The following is a 17,890-nucleotide window of genomic DNA, read 5'->3' as shown; positions in this document are numbered from 1 at the left end:
TTTGCGGTTGACGGGGTGATGTGGCATCGGTAATCAGCCGCCTAGTGGGCGACAGGCCGCAAGGTGTGGCAGGGGACTGTAACTCCCTCGAGGCGACTCACGCCTGGTTCGATTCCAGGGTCGCCCACCATTCACGCACAGTGATTGCATCTAAAGATGCCCTTAAGAAAAGACCGTTCGCGGCGCTTTTCAATAACTTAAGGGTACCTTTAGATGCGCGTGCGCCCGCCCCCATTAAACACCCGAAGCTTCATTTGACTTTCAGCACCGCGTTCTGCACATTAATATTCACAAAACAGAATATTTGAGGATGTTTCGATGATCCGCAGACGTGCCCTGCTTCAATCAGTTGCCGCCGCAAGCGTGACACTTGCGACGCCACGCATGACGTGGGCACAGTCCGCTGTCGTTGCAGGCGATACCAAGCTGCACACGCTGAGCGACGGGCATCTTGTTTTGCCGCGTTCGTTTGTCTTGGGCGACATGCCTGCGCCCAGCGCGAATGAAATTCTGACGCGTAACGGATTGGTCGGTGAAACCGTATCCCCCGACTGCAACGTCACATTACTGCGCACGGCTGATCGGACAGTGCTGTTCGATGTCGGGTCAGGTGCTGATTTCATGCCGAGTGCTGGTAAGCTCAGCGACGCCTTGGACCAGCTAGGCGTCGATCCATTTGATATCACGGACGTCGTGTTTACCCATGCGCATCCAGATCATCTGTGGGGCCTGCTGGATGACTTTGGCGATCTCTGGTTCCCTGAAGCCGCCTATCACATCGGGCAAACCGAATGGGATTATTGGACCAATCCGAACACCGTTTCGACGATCCGGTCAGATCGGCAGGCCTTCGCAGTCGGCGCTGCCAACCGGTTGGCTGAGATTGCAGATCGCATAACGTTCTTTGCGGATGGCGCGGAAGTACTGCCGGGTGTGACCGCACGCGCAACACCGGGCCACACGCCCGGACATATGGCGTTCGCGATTCAGGTCGGGACAGAAACGATCATGATTGTGGGCGATGCAATTGGCAATCACCACATCGGTTTTGAACAGCCAACGTGGCATTCGAATTCGGATCAGGATCCCACCTTAGGGGCAAAAACCCGTGCAGGTTTGTTGGATCAGTTGACCCAAGACCAGATGCGGTTCGTTGGGTTCCACCTGCCCGGCGGTGGGCTTGGCCGCGCCGAGAAACGCGATAGCAGATACATCTTCGTCGGAGAAGAAACATGAAACCTACCGTTTTGATCGCGGCCTGCACCGCTACAACAGCTATCGCCAATGAAGACATTGCCGATCAATATCCGGGATCGTTGCTTTACAGTGCACCCGTCGAATTCATTCCCGGCGTATTCAGCGCCATCGGGGCCACAGCCCCGCCGACATATGAAAACGCGGGCCACAATAACAACCTCAGCTTTATCGTCACAGGCGAAGGCGTGGTTGTGATCAACGGCGGTGGATCATTTGGATTGGGTGAGGCGCTGCATGCCGAGATCAAAGCGCGGACAGATGAACCTGTTGTTCTTGTCATCAACGAAAACGGCCAAGGCCATGCGATGCTCGGCAATTCCTATTGGGCAACCCAAGACGTTCCGATCATTGCCCATGTCGATGCCGCAGCCGAATTTGCGGATCGCGGTGGCCAGATCATCGCAAATGCCGAACGGATGAACCGCGACCGACATGCTGGCACCGTGTTGCAAGGCCCAACCGAAACCTTCGAGGACGACTATATCGTTGAACTCGGCGATTACCGAATCGAAGCACGTTACTTAGGTCCATCCCATAGCGCGGGCGACGTGGTTGTTTGGCTGCCGAACCAAGATCTTGTGATTGCAGGCGACATGGCGTTTCACGAACGTATGCTGCCGGTTTTTGAAGATACCTATACCCTTGATTGGCTCGAAACGTGGGATACAGAATTCGAAGCTTTGAACGCAACTTATGTTATTCCGGGCCACGGGCATCCGACGAATATGGATCAAGTCCGTCTGTATACGAAGGGCTATCTAGAATATTTGCGCGGCAAAGTCGGCGAACATCTTGATAACGGCGGCGGGCTTGCGGACGCATATTACGTAGATCAGTCGCCCTATTTGCACCTTGATACGTTCGAAGAACTGGCCACAAAGAATGCAGGCCGTGTCTACGAACAAATGGAATTCGAATAGAACACGACTACGCTGTTCGCATGATGGGCCTGCAGGTGATGATCCGGTGCGTCACCATCGCACCGATCCACATTGATCCAACGGCGACCCAAGCGGTCACGGCAAAGATTGCGCCGCCCGACAGCCCTGCGCCGACCGCACATCCCCCCGCCAACATGCTGCCGAAACCCATCAGTGCGGCACCAATCAAGTAGTTCTCAAGCGGATTGTCAGCGCCGAAGCGTTGGATCTTCGCCTCGCCTTTCCACAGCGCCATAGCCCCAGCGCCCACGAATACGCCCGGTACAAGTCCGACACCAAACCCAAGCGGCAATTGCGGGTTGCTGACCAAGCCCATCAACGTATCCGTGGCAGGCCCTGTGAAAGTCACCGACGTCACAGCCACAACGTCGAAGGACGTCATCGCGACCAGATAGGTGACCAGCCAGCCCAAAGATACGGCTAACCCAACCCCGATGCCCGCGATGATTTGGGTCGACGGAACCTTGCGAGACGCCGCAAAAAGAAGCGCGATCAACAAGGCGGCACCTGCGATTAAAGCCGCGATGCCAGATGTCAGCCCAAGCTGCGCCAGTAAGTCACGATCAGTGCCGCCGGACACCATCCACAAACCGCTCAGCGCCTCGCGCGCAGGTGACAGGACCCCACGCAGTGACGCCTGCGCAACCAACGTCAGCACCAGTCCGGTGATCAGGGCGCGCAGATTCCCAGTAGCCGACAAGACCAACAGGCGGCTTGCACAACCGCGTGCTAGAACCATTCCGACACCAAACATCAAACCGCCGATAATCGCGCCGGACAGACTACCGGGATTCGCGATTTGGCGGCTGTCAGAGACGTCTAACCAGCCCAGAACGATCATGGTCTGAACGGTGGCAACCGCCATCGTGAAGGCGGCCAACCAGATCGACAAGCGTGGGCCAAATTGGCCCTCTGCGACCTCGACGGTTGAGGCCCGCAAACAAAACTTGGAATGCTGCGCCGCGGCCCCAAACAAGATGCCAACCAGTGCGCCAAAGCAAACCAGCACAACGCCATCGCCATAGTTTTCAAGTGCACTTTCTAACATATCATTGACCTAATCGGTCAGGCACCACCCTGCATTGACTTACGTCAATCTACTGGGCGGCCATTGGAATGCGGGCCAATTCGCATTGATGCCACAAATCTTCCAACGCGCCGATCAATGCATCAATGTCGTCGGCCGAATGCACTGGCGACGGCGTAATCCGCAACCGTTCGGTGCCTTTGGGCACCGTCGGGTAGTTGATCGGCTGGATGTAGATACCGTGCTCTGCCATCAAAATGTCGGACAGGTATTTGCACTTCACCGGATCACCGACCATCACGGGGATGATATGGCTCGGGTTGTCGATATGCGGGATGCCAGCGGCATCTAGCCTTGCACGGACTTCAGCCACTTTGGACTGATGGATGTCACGCTCTGTCTGGCTCGACTTCAGATGTTTGATAGACGCGGCAGCGCCTGCCGCCACGGCAGGAGGCAACGCCGTCGTAAAGATAAAGCCGCTCGCAAAGGACCGCACGAAATCGCACAACGCCGCACTGGCCGCGATGTAGCCACCGACAACGCCATACGCCTTACCAAGCGTGCCTTCGATCACGTCGATCCGGTGCATCAATTCTTCGCGTTCCGCGATGCCGCCGCCGCGCGGGCCATAAAGACCAACGGCGTGAACTTCGTCGATATAGGTCAGCGCATTGTATTTTTCGGCAAGATCACAAATCGCCTCAATCGGCGCGATATCCCCGTCCATCGAATAGACGCTTTCAAAGGCAATCAGTTTCGGACGATCAAGCGGTTGTGCGGCCAGCAATTCTTCGAGGTGGTCCAGATCGTTATGCCGCCAAATCTGCCGATCAGCTTTGGAATGACGGATGCCTTCAATCATTGACGCATGGTTCAGCGCATCCGACAGCACCAGACAATCGGGAATTTTCGCGGCCAAAGTACCAAGAGCAGCCCAGTTCGACACATAGCCCGACGTGAACAACAACGCCGCCTCTTTGCCATGTAAGTCCGCCAATTCATGTTCCAAAACAACGTGATGGTGGGTCGTGCCTGATATGTTGCGCGTCCCACCTGCCCCTGCCCCGACCGTGTCCAACGCGTCATGCATCGCCGCGATAACGTCTGGATGCTGGCCCATGCCAAGGTAATCATTCGAGCACCAGATCGTCACCTCGCGGGTTTTGTCCCCGCGATTGGTGGCTTTCGGAAAATCGCCGCGATGCCGTTCGAGATCAGCAAACACACGGTAATTTCCGTCGTCCTTTAGATCAGTCAGCGTTTGGTCAAAAAAAGCAGAGTAGTTCATGTCGTTCCTATTCGCCCAAAGCGTCCTGCACGATGTCATCCAAGAAGGATTGGACCATTTGCATTTCGCCCTCTGGATAGTTGCGGTAGCCGATACTGACGTCTCCGGCTTGGTCGGCCACGAAGATACCATAAGGGCAATGCGCGATATTCATGGGATTGATTTCCATCACTTCGCGCGACAGCTTTGCCGAGCAAAAAACAAAAATGTCGGCAGCGGCGAACAGGTCGACGTCGCTACCAAGGTCGGGCCCGGTCCGCGCCAACATCTCGCCCGTGCGGCTGACGTAATCAATCACGAGGCCCTGATCGAGGATAGCACTTTCGACAGCAAAGGTCGCATCTTCAAAGGTGCCGTCAAACGCGTAAATCGTGGAATCTTCTGCCATGGCGTTGGTGGCCATCGCAGCAAGTAGCGCAGTCATATAAGCAGTTTTCATAATCGTTCCTCCTTGTGACTTTACGATAGGTCGCGTCGGGCTGTGGGGCCTTGATACAGGTCAAGACCCCAGCAGACCTTACCCAAACATGTCGGACGTGATGCCGTCATACCAACCCACGGATTCACGGTACGTCGCAGCCCGCACTTCGGACGTTTCGCCCGTTGCACTGATAAACCCGTCGACCTTGGCGATCTTTTCGTCAGTGGCTTCGTAGGTTGCGCCAACTTTCACACCGTCGTCTGTGTCGATCAATGACCAGCACGTGTTCGCAAAACGCGCAGGGAACACGGTGGATCCGGTCAAGGCACCACGCACCGCGTTGGCGCAGACCTTTGCTTGTGAATTTGCAGAGAAGCCCGATTTCGGCATGTCGCCCTGCGCACATGCATCACCAAGAACATGGATATTTTCGTCCATCTTTGATGACATGTCGGCCGCGTTGACAGGCGCCCAGTTCCCTTCGGTGATGCCAGCCATTTCGGCAATGTGGCCAGCTTTCATGGCTGGAATCACGTTACAGGCGTCAACCTTGGTCACTTCGCCATCAATATCGACGGTCATCGCGTTGGCATCGACAGTCACGTTGTCGCCGCCAAAATCGGGGCCAACGCGTTCGATCATACCGTCGTAATGTTTCGCCCACCCTTCTTCAAACAGACCCTGCTTCGAGAATTTCTCTTTTGGATCAACGATCAGGATTTTCGCGGTCGGGTTTGTATTCTTCAGCAAATGCGCAACCATCGACACCCGTTCGTATGGACCAGGTGGGCAACGATACGGGTTCGGCGGGGCGACCATTGCGAATGTACCGCCTTCGGGCATCGCCATGATTTGCGCTTTCAGCAGCTCAGTCTGCGACCCTGCCTTATACGCGTGCGGCATCGCGTTTTGTGATGAGAGATCCCAACCAGCGACCGACCCTTCGATGAAATCAATGCCGGGTGATAGGATCAAACGGTCGTATGGCACAGCACCGCCACCAGCCAACGCAACTGTTTTTGCATCACGGTCCACGCCAGTCGCCCAGTCGTGCACAACGTTAATGCCGTAGTCCGCCGCCAAGCCGCCATAGCTATGGCCAAGCGAATTCATCTCGCGGAAACCGCCAAGGTAAAGGTTGGAAAAGAAGCATGTGTAGTACTGGCGTGATGGTTCAATCAGCGTGACATCAATCGCGCCGTCGCTGTCTTTAGCGATGTAACGTGCAGCAGTCGCCCCACCAGCGCCCCCGCCCACAATTACAACGCGCGGACGCCCTTGTGCTAATACCATCGGTGCAGAAAGCGCCGTTACAGCAGCAGATGCAGCCGCCATAAATGTTCTTCTATTCAATGACATGTTGTCATCCTCCCTAATTGGCATCGATTTATTCGACGTCCTTAAAATACGCAGCAAGGGCCGCGATTTCCTCATTGGACAGACGTCCCGCCATCATCTGCATGACGGGATGGGCACGCACACCATCTTTGTATGCATGCATCGCTGTCACAAAATCCTCGGTTGGCCATTGGGTAATTGCGGGGATACCGTCGCCCGCACCGCTCGTCTGGTGGCACGACGTGCATTCGCCCGACAGGTATTCGCCATAACCCGGATCACCCACGATGGCCAAGATTTCAGGGGCGACCGAATGGTCAACGGCTTGTGCCGTTGGGGCAGATTCAGGAATGTCCTGCGGGTTATCAGAAAACGCTCGAAGATACGCGATCAGATCAGCCCGGTCTTGCGGGTCCGGCATGCCACGAAAGCTCATCCTTGTTTGGGTCACCAACGCCCGTGGGTTTTCAATGAACGCATCCAGCGTTTCATAGTCCCACGTGAGCCCCCCATCAGCCGCCCGACGAAACCCGTTGGAATACCGGAACCCTTCGGACGCACCCGCAGGCCTATCAAAGATGTGGTTCAGATGTGGGCCAATCCGGTCAACCGCCCCTTCCCCAATCTTATGACAACCTGCGCATTTGGCATAGATTTCTTCACCGCGCACCGCATCCCCGTTCAGCTGTGCGCTGGCAGACGATGCGGCCCAAAGACCTATGGTAACGCAGACAGTCCTGATCATTCGGTGCCAAAGCTCTTGAGATATGCGATGAGCGCCGTGATATCGTCTTCGTTACGCACACCACGGAACGACATTTTGGTGCCCGCCATGGTGCCTTTGGGATCAGCGAGAAATGCCGCGAGCATCTCTTCGGTCCAAACGTCGCCTGCGTCGCGCGCATCGTTAAATGTGCCGGAATACCGGAACCCTTCGACGCTACCGATAGTGCGGTTCACGATCCCGTTCAATTGTGGGCCACTGCGATTGACAGCGCCTTCGCCGACTTGGTGGCAAGATTTACACTGACGGAACGCGCCTTCGCCAGCTTCAACCAAAGCCGGATCAACGGCCGCGACTGCGACCTCTTCTACAGCTGCTTCTTCGGCGACTGGTTCTTCAACGACGACCTCTGCTTCAACAGCAGGTTCTGCAGCTTCAGCTGTTTCTTCTTCATCATCCGGTGTCACATCAAGGACGCTGGCGTGCATCGTGATCTCGACACTGTCTTTGCAGTTCTCCATGCAAACGTCAGCCGATACGAACAACGGCAGTTCGACCTCCGGACGGTCATCCATAAAGAAATTGTCCGTGTTCGGCATTTCGACGTCGAGGAAGTTTTCGTTCGTCAGAGTGAAGTCATCTTCGACCAGATCATTGACGTAGAGCAGATAGGCGGTGATCGCGTAGATCTCATCCGGTTCAAGCGACTGCGCCTCACCGAATGGCATCGCTCTGTTCACATAGTCATAAACCGTGGAAAGATATGGCCAGTAGGACCCGATTGTCTTGACTGGATCGTCGTCAGACAATGTATCACGACCACCCGCAAGCACGGGCCAACGGCCAACGGCCTCACCAAAATCACCATGGCAAGCGGCGCATTTTTCAACGAAGACTTCTTCGCCGGTCCACACATCACCGCTACCTGCAGGCAAGCCCTGACCGTCAGGGCGTACGTCGATATCCCAAGCGGCGATTTCTTCAGCAAGCGCATCGCGACCAAGACCAAAACCGCCTTCGGGGATTTCTGCGGCGGCCATCACGACCATCGGTGCGTCTTGCGCCATCGGCTCTTCCGCCGTGGTCGCCGTGTCTTGCGCATGCGCAGGCTGCACAAGCGTACCGCGCACAGGCGCTGGCATATCAACGATAAACTGGTCGGCCAAAACATAAGCCATCGTCAACATAGAGGCGGCACCCGCCCCTGCAGGCGCGAAAATCTTAAGAAATTTCGACATTTTCAGCCACCCCTTGTTCGTTCACAGACCATGTTTGGATGCTGTTGTTATGATAGATTGAGTTTTCGCCGCGGATCGCACGCAATGCATCTTTGGTCGGCTGAACGTAACCCGTGCTGTCGTGCGCACGGCTTTGTAGCAGCATCGGTTTTCCGTCCCATTCGAAATCGAAGTAGAAACGGTGAATCGACTTATCCATGCTTGGCCCTGACATCCGCGCCATGTGCCATGTGATACCGCCATCGAGTGTGACATCCACGCGCGGGATCGTGCCGCGACCGGACCAAGCCACACCCGTCAGCACCATACGTCCCGGACCATGTGTGATCGGTTTTTGCGGGCTTGGGCTGGTGATCACGGACTTTGCGTCCATTTCCCACGTAAACCTCCGCGCCTGACCGTTCGCCAGCAGGTCGGTGTATTTCGATGTTTCCTCGCGGTGATGCCACGGCTGGTCACCCACTTCGATGCGACGCAGCCACTTGATCCACATGTTGCCTTCCCAACCGGGAACAACCAGTCGGACTGGATACCCCTGCTCCGGACGCAACGCTTCACCGTTCATCTTGAACGCGACAAGACAGTCGTCCATCGCTTTTTCCATTGGGATCGAACGGGTCATACCAGATGCATCCGCGCCTTCCGGAAGCAACCATTTGCCGGATGTCTTCACACCAGCTTCTTCCAGCAACAGACGCAGCGGGATGCCCGTATACATCACGTTGTGGATCATGCCGTGGGTGAACTGACAGCCATTCAGCTGTGATCCCGCCCATTCCATGCCGGAATTCGCCGCACATTCAAGGAAATAAACGTGGTTTTCACGCGGGAACCGCATCAGGTCGTCCATGGTGAAGACGAGCGAGCGATCCACCAAGCCGTTGATCATCAAACGATAATCTTGCGGCGCGATTTCCGCCACACCGCCGTGGTGCCGTTCAAAACAGACACCATTCGGCGTGATAATCCCGTCGAGTTCATGCAGCGGTGTGAAGTTGATTGAACTGATCGGATCAGCGGTCAACCATGGCACGTCTTGCCGGCGCACGTGTGCCTCAAACTTTGACGGCATCCCATATGGGGCCTCATCCACGCCTGCACCAAGGTACTGCGACCACGGTTGTTTTTCAGTAATCAGCGGATCGCCAGCAGCGCGCACACCTGTCGCACCGCCGACCAACGCGGCCCCGCTGGCCGCTGCACCGCGCAGAAAATTCCGGCGAGACGGTTTCAGACCTTTGTAAATATTACTCATGGTTCGTCCTCTTATCTTACGCGCCAACAACCTGAACGGAGGTGTTTGGTGTGACTGAAACAGTGCCCTGATTGCGGATATGGTTTTCAACCACGTCCCAAATCGGTGGTCCTTCTGTGCCTTCGTTGACCGATGCCCAACCTGCGACGACATAGGTCTTGGACGGGTCGATCTTTTCGCCGGTTTTGAGCAACGTCATTTCGGTGATGCGTTCGCCAATCGGTTTGGTGATATCGATCCGGTAGCCCATGCCACCCAAGCGGACCATGTCACCACCCTGTTGGTAATAGGGGTCCGGATTGAACAGGTTGTCAGCGACATCTTCCACGATCTCGTGGATGAACTGGCCCGTCATTTCGGTGCGATAGGCGTTTGGATACGTCATCGATGTCACGTTCCAAAGGTCTTCGCGGGTAATATCCTGCCCCGGCATAATCGACGGCCCCCAACGCACGCCCGGTGACATGGCGATGTCGGCCTCGCGTTCCTCTAGCAACGCATCGCAGATCAGGTCGTCCCATGATCCGTTAAAATTACCGCGCCGGAATAAAGTCGTATCATCTGCGGTCTTTCCGATTACTTCGGCCAATTCCGCCGCAAAAGGTGCGCGCTGTTCGTCAATGAGCGCAGCGACGTCTTTGTCGGGCTCAATCACGTCCGCAAAAATCGGGATCAGTTTGTGCCGGAAGCCCATCATTTTGCCGTCGCGCACATCAAGATCAACCCGGCTGATAAATTTACCGTTGGACCCTGAGGCCACAACAATCGTGTCACCGATCAGTACAGGTTCGGGCAGCGCGTCGTGGGTGTGACCGGCAAGGATCACATCAATCCCCTTCACCCGTTCCGCCATCTTTTTATCGACGTCGAAACCATTGTGAGACAGACAAACAACGCATTCAGCGCCCATGCCATGGACTTCATCCACCATTTCCTGCATGCGCTGATCACGGATGCCAAATGAATACTCTGGGAACATCCAGCCCGGGTTCGCAATTGGCATGTATGGGAAGGCCTGACCGATAACGGCGATCTTCACCCCACCGCGCTCAAAGAACTTGTAAGGCGCGAAATCTTCGGCTGGTTCATCCCATTCGGCGTCAAAAATATTCTGACCGAGTGCCGCGAACGGGAGATCATTCACGATATCACGCACCCGATCAGACCCGAGCGTGAATTCCCAATGGAATGTCATAGCATCGGGCTTCAAAGCATTCATCACATTCACGACGTCTTGGCCCTGCGTATGATAGCACCCGTAAGACCCGTGCCACGTATCGCCACCATCCAGCAGCAAGGCATCTGGACGATCCGCGCGGATTTTGTTGATCACCGTGGCACAGCGATCAAGACCACCCATCTTGCCATAAGCCTGCCCCAGCGCGGAAAAGTCATTATATGTCAGCGCATAAGCAGAGGCCGATCCATCGTCGATGCCATACGCCTTACGGAAATCAGCGCCAGTGATGTGTGGCACGGCACCTTTGTTCGACCCAACCCCCAGATTGATCTCGGGCTCGCGGAACCAGATCGGTTTCAACTGCGCGTGGATGTCGGTGATATGTATCAAGGACACATTGCCGTAGGTATCAAAGTCCAACAATTGGTCTTGCGACAACGCCTGCTGGGCAGCCAATCGGCCCCAATTCCCGAACCCAGAGGCGCCGTAGATTGCGGACGCGGCCATCGAGGCTTGCAGAAAATCACGGCGTGAAATCATTAGCTTTGCTTTCGTTCGAAATATTCACATGCATAAACGTGAATGTTTTATCCTAAAAAAAGACCCGCACTCAGAAAACTGAGCACGGGCTTGTGAGGTTCTTAGTTACGGACAGACGGTCCTTCGACCGACAGACCGTTCCCGCGGGATGCGAGATACAATTCAAGAGCTACAAATTCGTCAGACCCGACGGCATATGTTTCCGCACGCGTGTCACGCACACAGCCACGGAACCGCGAATGCACGCCGTTCAATTTCGCGTTTTTCAGGCGGTATGTCGGGAACCCGTTGATCTGGCCTTGGCTCAGGTGATCGGCACGAATGTAGTTGCCGTAGTTATCTTCGTGGCAACTGGCACAAGACAGATCAAGCTGACCGGTGCGTTCGTAATACAGTTCTTCACCGCGCAGATAAGTCGCCTCCACTGGACCGTCGATCGCAACATTGATCGGCAAACCACGCGAAACAGACGCCATCAAAGCTTCCATGTTCAGCATGTCAGTCTTGTCGTAGGCCCATTCTTCGGCGCCCATTTGTTCAGTTCGGCAACCGTTGATCTGCATCGCCATCGTCCGCACTTCTTCGGCTTCGTCGTTCCATTTTGGATAAACGGCCCGCGCACCAGCAAGCGATTCAGGGTTTTCATGACAGCTTGCGCAGGACTTTTCTTCAGATCCTTCGATTGTGTTAAACGCATCAATCGCGTCATCCACAAAGATCATCCCCGGATTTTCAAAGTCGTCCATTTGGAACGCTTGGGTTTCGTCAGACCGGAACACCCAGCCAGACAGAACCTCGCTGAGGCCATCGATATGCGCGGGCGCGTCTGCCCGCACTGTGATTTCAATCTCGCCATTCACGACAAGATTTGCCTCTTCATCGGCCTGCGCCGCTCCGGCGGCCAAAGTGACCAGTGCCGTTGTTTTTAGGAACTTGTTCATACGCTAGGCCCTCCCTGACCGCACGACTGCATTACGATACTGCGATGTCTTTGCTTTCGGTGTAGACGTCGCCATCGTCGTCGTACCATGTGAACACGAAGGTGCCTGTCTCTGGCACAACCGACTGGAATTCGAAGAACGGATTCGTCGAAATCGCAGGTTCAAGCGTTACATCCACAACGCTTTCACCATTAAATTCACAGGTGAAGCGGTTGATGATGGACCGTGGGATCGTGTTGCCATCGTCGTCTTTGCGCTGACCGGATTCCATTTTGTGGCTGATCAGCGTCTTGATGGTGATGACTTCACCGGCTGATGCTTCGCGTGGAACGCGGACGCGGGGTTTTACATTATCTGCCATGTCTTGTTCCTTCCCTTAGCCGCCGCAGCCGCCGATGGTCACTTTTACTTCTTGGCTGGCGCGCACGAATGTCCCGTCAGGCATCTTCGCAATCGCGATCACATCTTGTGTGCCAGCAAGGCGGATCCGAGTGGAACCAGACTGGGCTGCAGCCAATGGACCAAAACGCATTTCCGCGACACCAGGCGTCGGGTTGCCAGCAGCAAGGATCAGAATCGCCTCAGCGTCCGGTGCGTCAACTTCGATAGGAACAGTGTTCCCGTTTTCGGCAATCTCGGGGGCGATCAGTGTGATGCCCTCGCTGCCCATTTCAGCGCCACCGGTAAAGGCTGCAATCGCCTCATCCACGGCAGCAGATGCTTGCATCGGGATCATCGCTGCAACAGCGGTCCCCAAACCCAGCATCAGCGTGTCTCTACGCGTCAGTTTCATTGTTTTTCCTCGCAAATTTGGCTCTGATCACTCGGTAAGAGTTTGCAGATACGCCACAACATCTTCGATTTCTTGGGCGGTCAGCAGCGGTGAAAGTTCACCTTCGGCTGCTTTGCCTGTGTAGGCGTCACCTGGGCGGTTAAAGCCACTGGTTTTGTAGAAGGCTGGCATGACCGTGCCTTCGAACGTCATCTTCGCGTTGGCCACCAGACCGCGCAGCTCTGCGGCGGTCCACCGATCCCCTGCCCCGTCCAGCATTGGACCAACTTCACCGTGGAATGGCTGGTCCATCAGGTCGGTGACGGCATGGCAAGCAATGCAATTGCCCTTGCCCCGCGCAATCATAATTTCGCGACCCGCTGCGGGGTCTCCCGCTGTCCCGCTTAGCGATGCGGTGACATCACCGTATTCGCCGTAAACGACATCATCTGGGGCTACATTTTCAGCAATGGCCGACGTGGCAAGCACGACGCTTAAGCCGATACAAACGATCTGCTTCATGGTCCCTCCCTGGATCACAAAATCTTGATGTATACCGTAGACCACCGAAAAGGATTCTCGCAACAACAAAATCAATTATTTGAATGTTTTGATTTGTAACCCTTATTTTATTGGGCCGCAGAGCGTTCTTCGATCATCCGTGCGTGATATCTTTGAAAGGCTTCATCGCCAAAATACCCTTCGTCCCGCACCCAAGTGAGCATATCCAACGTGGTTCCACGGCCAAATGCACCCGGCATTGTCGCGACCGCTGCCGCGTTTCCTTGCACCCCTTCTGGAACCTCAGGCGGAAAGAACATCACCATCGGCGTGAACATGGCATTCCACCGCCGCGCGAGGTCCTTTTCGGACATCGCCACCCCGTCGAAATCCACAACTTCGCGGTCGCCGTACAGGTTCAATTGGACCACAAAAAACGCGTCTTCGATGGTGGCCGTAACCTCTGGATCTGGGAAAACCTCTTCGTGCATTTTGGTGCAATAGATGCATCCGCGCTGTTCAATCATGACCATCAAACGCTTGCCTTCGGCGTTCGCCTCTTCCAGATCTTCGCGCAGATCAAGGAAGGTTTCGCGCATCCAATCCGTCTTGTGCAATCCATCGTCGCCCAAGGTGACCGCCAGCGCGGGTAACGCTGAAACCGCAAAGGCAAAGCTTAGAATGTGACGTAAAAACATAGTGTTCCCCTATCCAAAGTTCGTAAATGCCGGAAAGACGTTGATCATCCATTGGGCAATGTAGTTGACCGAATTGGTGGCAATCAGGATCGCGAACAGGATCAACATCGCGCCCATCACTTTTTCCACGTGGACCATGTATTTGCGGTTACGCTGCACCCAGCCCAAAAACGGTCGCGCAAACAATGCCGCAATGATAAACGGCGCCGTCATCGCGAGACCGTAAACAAACAGCAGCAGCCCACCACGCCAAACATCGCCCATACCGCTTGCGACCATCAAAATCGCGGCCAATGCCGGACCAACGCAAGGGGTCCAGCCAAAACCAAACGCGAGCCCCATCAGGTATGCACCGATGATGGTCGTCGGCTCTGCCGTACTTTCGATCTTGGCCTCGCGGTAAAGCAACGGGATGCGGACGACGCCGAGAAAGTGCAATCCAAACACGAAAAGCAAACCCGCGGCGACATAGGTCAATGCATCGCGCCAAGCCCCAAACACCTGCCCCAGTGCGGTTGCCCCCATCCCCAGCAGCACGAAAATCGTCGTCACACCCAGCGCAAAGAAGATGGCAGAGATGATCAAACGACGTTGGGCACCTGCAGGAATGTCAGTGTCATCGCGCAGTTCGTTCATCGACAAACCAGCCATGTAGCACAGGTAAAACGGCACCATCGGCAACACGCAGGGCGTAAAGAACGATAGCAGGCCCGCCATTGCAGCGCCCAAGAATGTTACATCTAGCATTAAGTGTCCTTGTCGAACGGCGTCATTCATATTAAGATTATTGAATGTATAAGCGTTTGGCTATCCTCTTTCGCGCCTTGATTGTGGCAACCTGTGTTGGCAGCCCACACATCACCCGCGCCGACGTCGTCCTGATGATGGCTGAAGAACCCGGTTGTATCTGGTGTGCGCGCTGGAATGACGAAGTCGGCCACATCTATCCCAAGACGGGCGAAGGACGCGCCGCCCCGTTGCGGCGCGTTGATATCTCGCAACCTTTGCCGGACGACATCGCACTTGCGCGGCGCGTGAACTTCACACCGACATTTATCTTGCTCGACGACGGCTCAGAACTAGGGCGTCTTGAAGGATACCCTGGGGATGATTTCTTTTGGGGGCTGCTGGGGCAACTGATGGATCAACACGGGGTCGCCTATGACAAACCCGAAGGATAACAACAGCAAAGGCACAGTCGGGACGGCCTTAGACGGCTTGATCCGGCGGAAGGCTTGATCGGATGGGGAATTTCTATAGGAAGTTTCAATCGCAATCGGCAAGGCAGACTGATCCCAATATGACCCTCCCCGTGTTTCATCCAGACATGGATCCAGAAGAACTGGATCGGATGATGGATAATGCCACCACTGCGACGAATTACCTGAAGGCCATCAGCCACGAAGGCCGATTGATGATTCTGTGCCACCTCGCCACAGGCGAGAAATCGGTCACAGAACTGGAAGAGTTGCTATCTGCCCGACAGGCAGCCGTGTCACAACAGCTTGGGCGTTTACGCCTCGAAGGACTGGTGACGCCGCGCCGCGAAGGCAAGACGATTTATTATAGCCTATCAGACGAACGATCCCGCAGGGTTCTCGGACTGGTGTACGAGCTGTTTTGCAACAAAGACTAACTGTGTCCGCCAATGGGAGCTGGCGGCGCATTTAGATGATCAGGGAGGAAACCGATGCTCGACGCATGGGGGGATGCAAATATGGCCGCAGTTGTCGGCCTGTTTGGTGGTGTTTTGCTAGGGCTCGCTGCCCGTTTGGGCCGCTTTTGTACGCTTGGGGCCATCGAAGACGTGCTGTACGGCGGCAACGATTCGCGCCTGCGCATCTGGATTGCAGCAATCGGTTTCGCAATTATCGGCAGTTTTGGATTGATGGCTGCAGGCGTCTTCGATCCAACGGCATCTTTTTACGTCGGGCAGACGTGGTCCCCCGTCGCAAGCATCGCAGGCGGGCTATTGTTCGGTTACGGCATGGCGCTTGCGGGCAACTGTGGTTTTACCGCCCTCGCCCGCCTTGGTGGCGGTGATCTGCGGTCGTTTGTGATTGTTGTCGTCATGGGGCTTGCTGCGTTTGCGACATTATCGGGACCACTGGCATGGATACGCGTGTACCTTTTCCCAGCACCTGAAACCGCAGCCGCGCCAAATGGCATTGCCCATTTTATCGGGGCGGCAACAGGCATTTCGATCCCTCTGATCGGCATCATCATTGGCGTGGCTGCCGTGGCTTTTGCCCTTTCAAATCGGACCTTTCGTACAGATCGCATGAACACCTTCTGGAGCGTCGTTATCGCGCTTGCGGTCGTGTCCGCTTGGGCCGGCATGAGCTTTATCAACCGTACCGGTTTTGACGATCTGGCAATTGTTTCGCATACCTTTTCCGTGCCGATCGGTGAAACGATGCTTTATGGAATGACTGCATCGGGCCAAAGCCTGTCGTTTGGTATCGGGTCCGTCGTAGGTGTCTGGGTTGGCGCGTTCATCGGTAGCCTGATGAAGGGCCATTTCCGGTGGGAAGCCTGTGAAGATCCCCGCGAATTGCGCCGTCAAATATTTGGCGCAACGATGATGGGTGTGGGTGCCGTCGTGGCCATCGGGTGCAGCATCGGGCAAGGCCTATCCGCCTTTTCGATCCTGTCATTCAGTGCGCCGGTTACCTTTGCCGCTATTTTTGCAGGGGCCGCATTGGGCCTACGTCAACTTATCGTTGGTTTTTCCGCAGCCTAATGCATCCGCGTCACGTCTACACATGCCGCATAAACATTGCCAAAAATGGGGTAATGGTACCACCTCCTGGTCTCGAACCAGGGACCTCTTGATCCACAATCAAGCGCTCTAACCTACTGAGCTAAGGCGGCACTGGGGGGGATTTAACGTGGGTCTACGGCGATTGCAAGGGGTCCAGTCTTGCCAAATTGCATCAAGGCAGGCTACGTCACACACACGCAAATGGAGGGACCCCCATGGGTATCAATGACGAGAGCAATATCGAAGCAAATCTGCAAATCGGACCAACCGATCAAGGGATGGTGCGCCTGTTCATTGAAGGCTCTGGTATCGAAATTCCAATGGATTTTGACCCATCCGAGGCTGACGATATTGCCGAAGAAATCAAAGCCGCAGCCATGGCTGCGCGTGCGATCGGCAAAAAATAATGTTCTAGCCGCGCATAGCACCCGGTAACGCAAGCCCCGGATCACGCGCGGCTTGCGCCCGCACGGCGGCATGTCGTGCAAATTTCTGGATCATGACTTTTCGACGGGCCGGTGCCAGCTTGGTTTCCGGACTCATCCGGATGATTTCGGCGTCATACCCATCTGCGATGATGAGCCCAGTGTCGTCTGGCAACAGCTCTGTTGGGAAATCGGTATCGACGGCCCAAAAGAATCGATCACACCAAGGCAAATACCCTTCCCATTTGTGGTCGGATTGAAAATCGGCGCGGGATGATTTGCATTCGATAATCCAAATTTCGCCTTTCGGGCCAAGCGCCATAACGTCAACACGCAGACCGCTTGTCGGCACTAGTTCTTCGACGCTTACAAAATCATGGCTCCGCAGATGGCGGCTGACCCCACGGGCTAGCAATTGACCGGGCATCAGCGGTGTTTGGGATGCTTCATCATACATGCCCCGAACATGAACAATAGGTGAACAAAAATCAAGACTGAGTTGACGAATGCCCGTTTTGACGAACTCACATGCCAATTTCAAATATCATTTGCGCCAATCATGAAGAACACTCATGGT

21 protein-coding genes and 2 tRNA genes are annotated in these 17,890 nt (G+C 55.2%); 7 read left to right on the top strand and 16 right to left on the bottom strand.

Annotation, left to right across the window (positions count from 1 at the left end):
* Nucleotides 1–46 precede the first annotated feature (46 nt).
* The 3 genes from MWU61_RS02530 to MWU61_RS02520 all read left to right on the top strand — a co-directional run bounded on the left by MWU61_RS02530 (nt 47) and on the right by MWU61_RS02520 (nt 2,177).
* Nucleotides 47–130, top strand: a tRNA-Tyr gene (locus MWU61_RS02530).
* A 188-nt stretch (nt 131–318) separates the two neighbouring features.
* On the top strand, nt 319–1,236 hold the full coding sequence (locus MWU61_RS02525) for an MBL fold metallo-hydrolase (RefSeq protein ID WP_247126534.1): 918 nt from the start codon (nt 319–321) through the stop codon (nt 1,234–1,236).
* On the top strand, nt 1,233–2,177 hold the full coding sequence (locus MWU61_RS02520) for an MBL fold metallo-hydrolase (protein ID WP_247126532.1): 945 nt from the start codon (nt 1,233–1,235) through the stop codon (nt 2,175–2,177). Before MWU61_RS02525 ends, MWU61_RS02520 begins: the two co-directional genes overlap by 4 nt.
* 7 nt (nt 2,178–2,184) lie before the next feature.
* Here the strand turns inward: MWU61_RS02520 and MWU61_RS02515 are convergent, their stop codons facing one another.
* The 14 genes from MWU61_RS02515 to MWU61_RS02450 all read right to left on the bottom strand — a co-directional run bounded on the left by MWU61_RS02515 (nt 2,185) and on the right by MWU61_RS02450 (nt 14,871).
* The gene (locus tag MWU61_RS02515) at nt 2,185–3,246 is read right to left on the bottom strand and encodes a YeeE/YedE family protein (protein ID WP_247126530.1); all 1,062 of its coding nucleotides are present in this window, start codon (nt 3,244–3,246) and stop codon (nt 2,185–2,187) included.
* A 49-nt stretch (nt 3,247–3,295) separates the two neighbouring features.
* On the bottom strand, nt 3,296–4,516 hold the full coding sequence (gene hemA / locus MWU61_RS02510; RefSeq protein ID WP_247126528.1) for a 5-aminolevulinate synthase: 1,221 nt from the start codon (nt 4,514–4,516) through the stop codon (nt 3,296–3,298).
* 7 nt (nt 4,517–4,523) lie between these two features.
* Nucleotides 4,524–4,955 carry a DUF302 domain-containing protein gene (locus MWU61_RS02505; RefSeq protein WP_247126526.1) on the bottom strand — a complete coding sequence of 144 codons (432 nt, stop codon included), beginning with the start codon at nt 4,953–4,955 and terminating at the stop codon, nt 4,524–4,526.
* 78 nt (nt 4,956–5,033) lie between these two features.
* Nucleotides 5,034–6,296 carry an NAD(P)/FAD-dependent oxidoreductase gene (locus tag MWU61_RS02500; RefSeq protein WP_247126524.1) on the bottom strand — a complete coding sequence of 421 codons (1,263 nt, stop codon included), beginning with the start codon at nt 6,294–6,296 and terminating at the stop codon, nt 5,034–5,036.
* Between the two features lie 28 nt (nt 6,297–6,324).
* Nucleotides 6,325–7,020 (bottom strand): c-type cytochrome, encoded by a 696-nt coding sequence (locus MWU61_RS02495; RefSeq protein ID WP_247126523.1) that lies wholly within the window; start codon nt 7,018–7,020, stop codon nt 6,325–6,327.
* Nucleotides 7,017–8,237 (bottom strand): c-type cytochrome, encoded by a 1,221-nt coding sequence (locus MWU61_RS02490; RefSeq protein ID WP_247126521.1) that lies wholly within the window; start codon nt 8,235–8,237, stop codon nt 7,017–7,019. Before MWU61_RS02490 ends, MWU61_RS02495 begins: the two co-directional genes overlap by 4 nt.
* Nucleotides 8,221–9,492 (bottom strand): sulfite dehydrogenase, encoded by a 1,272-nt coding sequence (gene soxC / locus MWU61_RS02485; RefSeq protein ID WP_247126519.1) that lies wholly within the window; start codon nt 9,490–9,492, stop codon nt 8,221–8,223. The genes MWU61_RS02490 and soxC overlap by 17 nt, the downstream gene beginning before the upstream one ends.
* Before the next feature lie 16 nt (nt 9,493–9,508).
* Nucleotides 9,509–11,212 carry a thiosulfohydrolase SoxB gene (soxB, locus tag MWU61_RS02480; protein WP_247126517.1) on the bottom strand — a complete coding sequence of 568 codons (1,704 nt, stop codon included), beginning with the start codon at nt 11,210–11,212 and terminating at the stop codon, nt 9,509–9,511.
* Between the two features lie 101 nt (nt 11,213–11,313).
* The gene (soxA, locus tag MWU61_RS02475) at nt 11,314–12,153 is read right to left on the bottom strand and encodes a sulfur oxidation c-type cytochrome SoxA (protein ID WP_247126515.1); all 840 of its coding nucleotides are present in this window, start codon (nt 12,151–12,153) and stop codon (nt 11,314–11,316) included.
* 31 nt (nt 12,154–12,184) lie between these two features.
* Entirely contained in the window at nt 12,185–12,514 is a 330-nt protein-coding gene (soxZ, locus tag MWU61_RS02470) for a thiosulfate oxidation carrier complex protein SoxZ (RefSeq protein ID WP_247126514.1), read from the bottom strand.
* A 15-nt stretch (nt 12,515–12,529) separates the two neighbouring features.
* Nucleotides 12,530–12,946, bottom strand: coding sequence for a thiosulfate oxidation carrier protein SoxY (gene soxY / locus MWU61_RS02465; RefSeq protein ID WP_247126512.1), 417 nt, complete (start codon nt 12,944–12,946; stop codon nt 12,530–12,532).
* A gap of 27 nt (nt 12,947–12,973) precedes the next feature.
* Nucleotides 12,974–13,447 carry a sulfur oxidation c-type cytochrome SoxX gene (gene soxX, locus MWU61_RS02460; protein ID WP_247126510.1) on the bottom strand — a complete coding sequence of 158 codons (474 nt, stop codon included), beginning with the start codon at nt 13,445–13,447 and terminating at the stop codon, nt 12,974–12,976.
* A gap of 107 nt (nt 13,448–13,554) precedes the next feature.
* Nucleotides 13,555–14,124: a thioredoxin family protein gene (locus tag MWU61_RS02455; protein ID WP_247126508.1), complete on the bottom strand. Its 570-nt coding sequence runs from the start codon at nt 14,122–14,124 to the stop codon at nt 13,555–13,557.
* A 9-nt stretch (nt 14,125–14,133) separates the two neighbouring features.
* The gene (locus tag MWU61_RS02450; RefSeq protein WP_247126506.1) at nt 14,134–14,871 is read right to left on the bottom strand and encodes a cytochrome c biogenesis protein CcdA; all 738 of its coding nucleotides are present in this window, start codon (nt 14,869–14,871) and stop codon (nt 14,134–14,136) included.
* Between the two features lie 44 nt (nt 14,872–14,915).
* Between MWU61_RS02450 and MWU61_RS02445 the strand changes: the two genes are divergently transcribed.
* From MWU61_RS02445 to MWU61_RS02435, 3 genes are all read left to right on the top strand, one after another.
* Nucleotides 14,916–15,305, top strand: a complete 390-nt coding sequence (locus MWU61_RS02445; RefSeq protein ID WP_247126505.1) for a hypothetical protein — start codon at nt 14,916–14,918, stop codon at nt 15,303–15,305.
* Between the two features lie 119 nt (nt 15,306–15,424).
* On the top strand, nt 15,425–15,760 hold the full coding sequence (locus MWU61_RS02440; protein WP_247126503.1) for a metalloregulator ArsR/SmtB family transcription factor: 336 nt from the start codon (nt 15,425–15,427) through the stop codon (nt 15,758–15,760).
* A 54-nt stretch (nt 15,761–15,814) separates the two neighbouring features.
* Nucleotides 15,815–16,867, top strand: coding sequence for a YeeE/YedE family protein (locus tag MWU61_RS02435; protein WP_247126501.1), 1,053 nt, complete (start codon nt 15,815–15,817; stop codon nt 16,865–16,867).
* A 54-nt stretch (nt 16,868–16,921) separates the two neighbouring features.
* On the opposite strand, the gene MWU61_RS02430 is transcribed toward MWU61_RS02435, so the two are convergent.
* A tRNA-His gene (locus tag MWU61_RS02430) sits at nt 16,922–16,998 on the bottom strand.
* Nucleotides 16,999–17,103: 105 nt separating this feature from the next.
* On the opposite strand from MWU61_RS02430, the gene MWU61_RS02425 reads away from it, so the two are divergent.
* Complete coding sequence (locus tag MWU61_RS02425) at nt 17,104–17,295, top strand: DUF6324 family protein (RefSeq protein ID WP_247126499.1); 192 nt, start codon at nt 17,104–17,106, stop codon at nt 17,293–17,295.
* Nucleotides 17,296–17,299: 4 nt separating this feature from the next.
* Here MWU61_RS02425 and MWU61_RS02420 read toward each other — a convergent pair whose 3' ends face one another.
* Nucleotides 17,300–17,770, bottom strand: coding sequence for an MmcB family DNA repair protein (locus MWU61_RS02420; RefSeq protein WP_247126497.1), 471 nt, complete (start codon nt 17,768–17,770; stop codon nt 17,300–17,302).
* Between the last annotated feature and the right edge of the window lie 120 nt (nt 17,771–17,890).

This window comes from Loktanella sp. F6476L, from assembly GCF_023015725.1.
Lineage (GTDB): Bacteria > Pseudomonadota > Alphaproteobacteria > Rhodobacterales > Rhodobacteraceae > Yoonia.
Note: the sequence above shows the minus strand (reverse complement) of the source record. Positions and strands in the feature narration are given on the sequence as shown.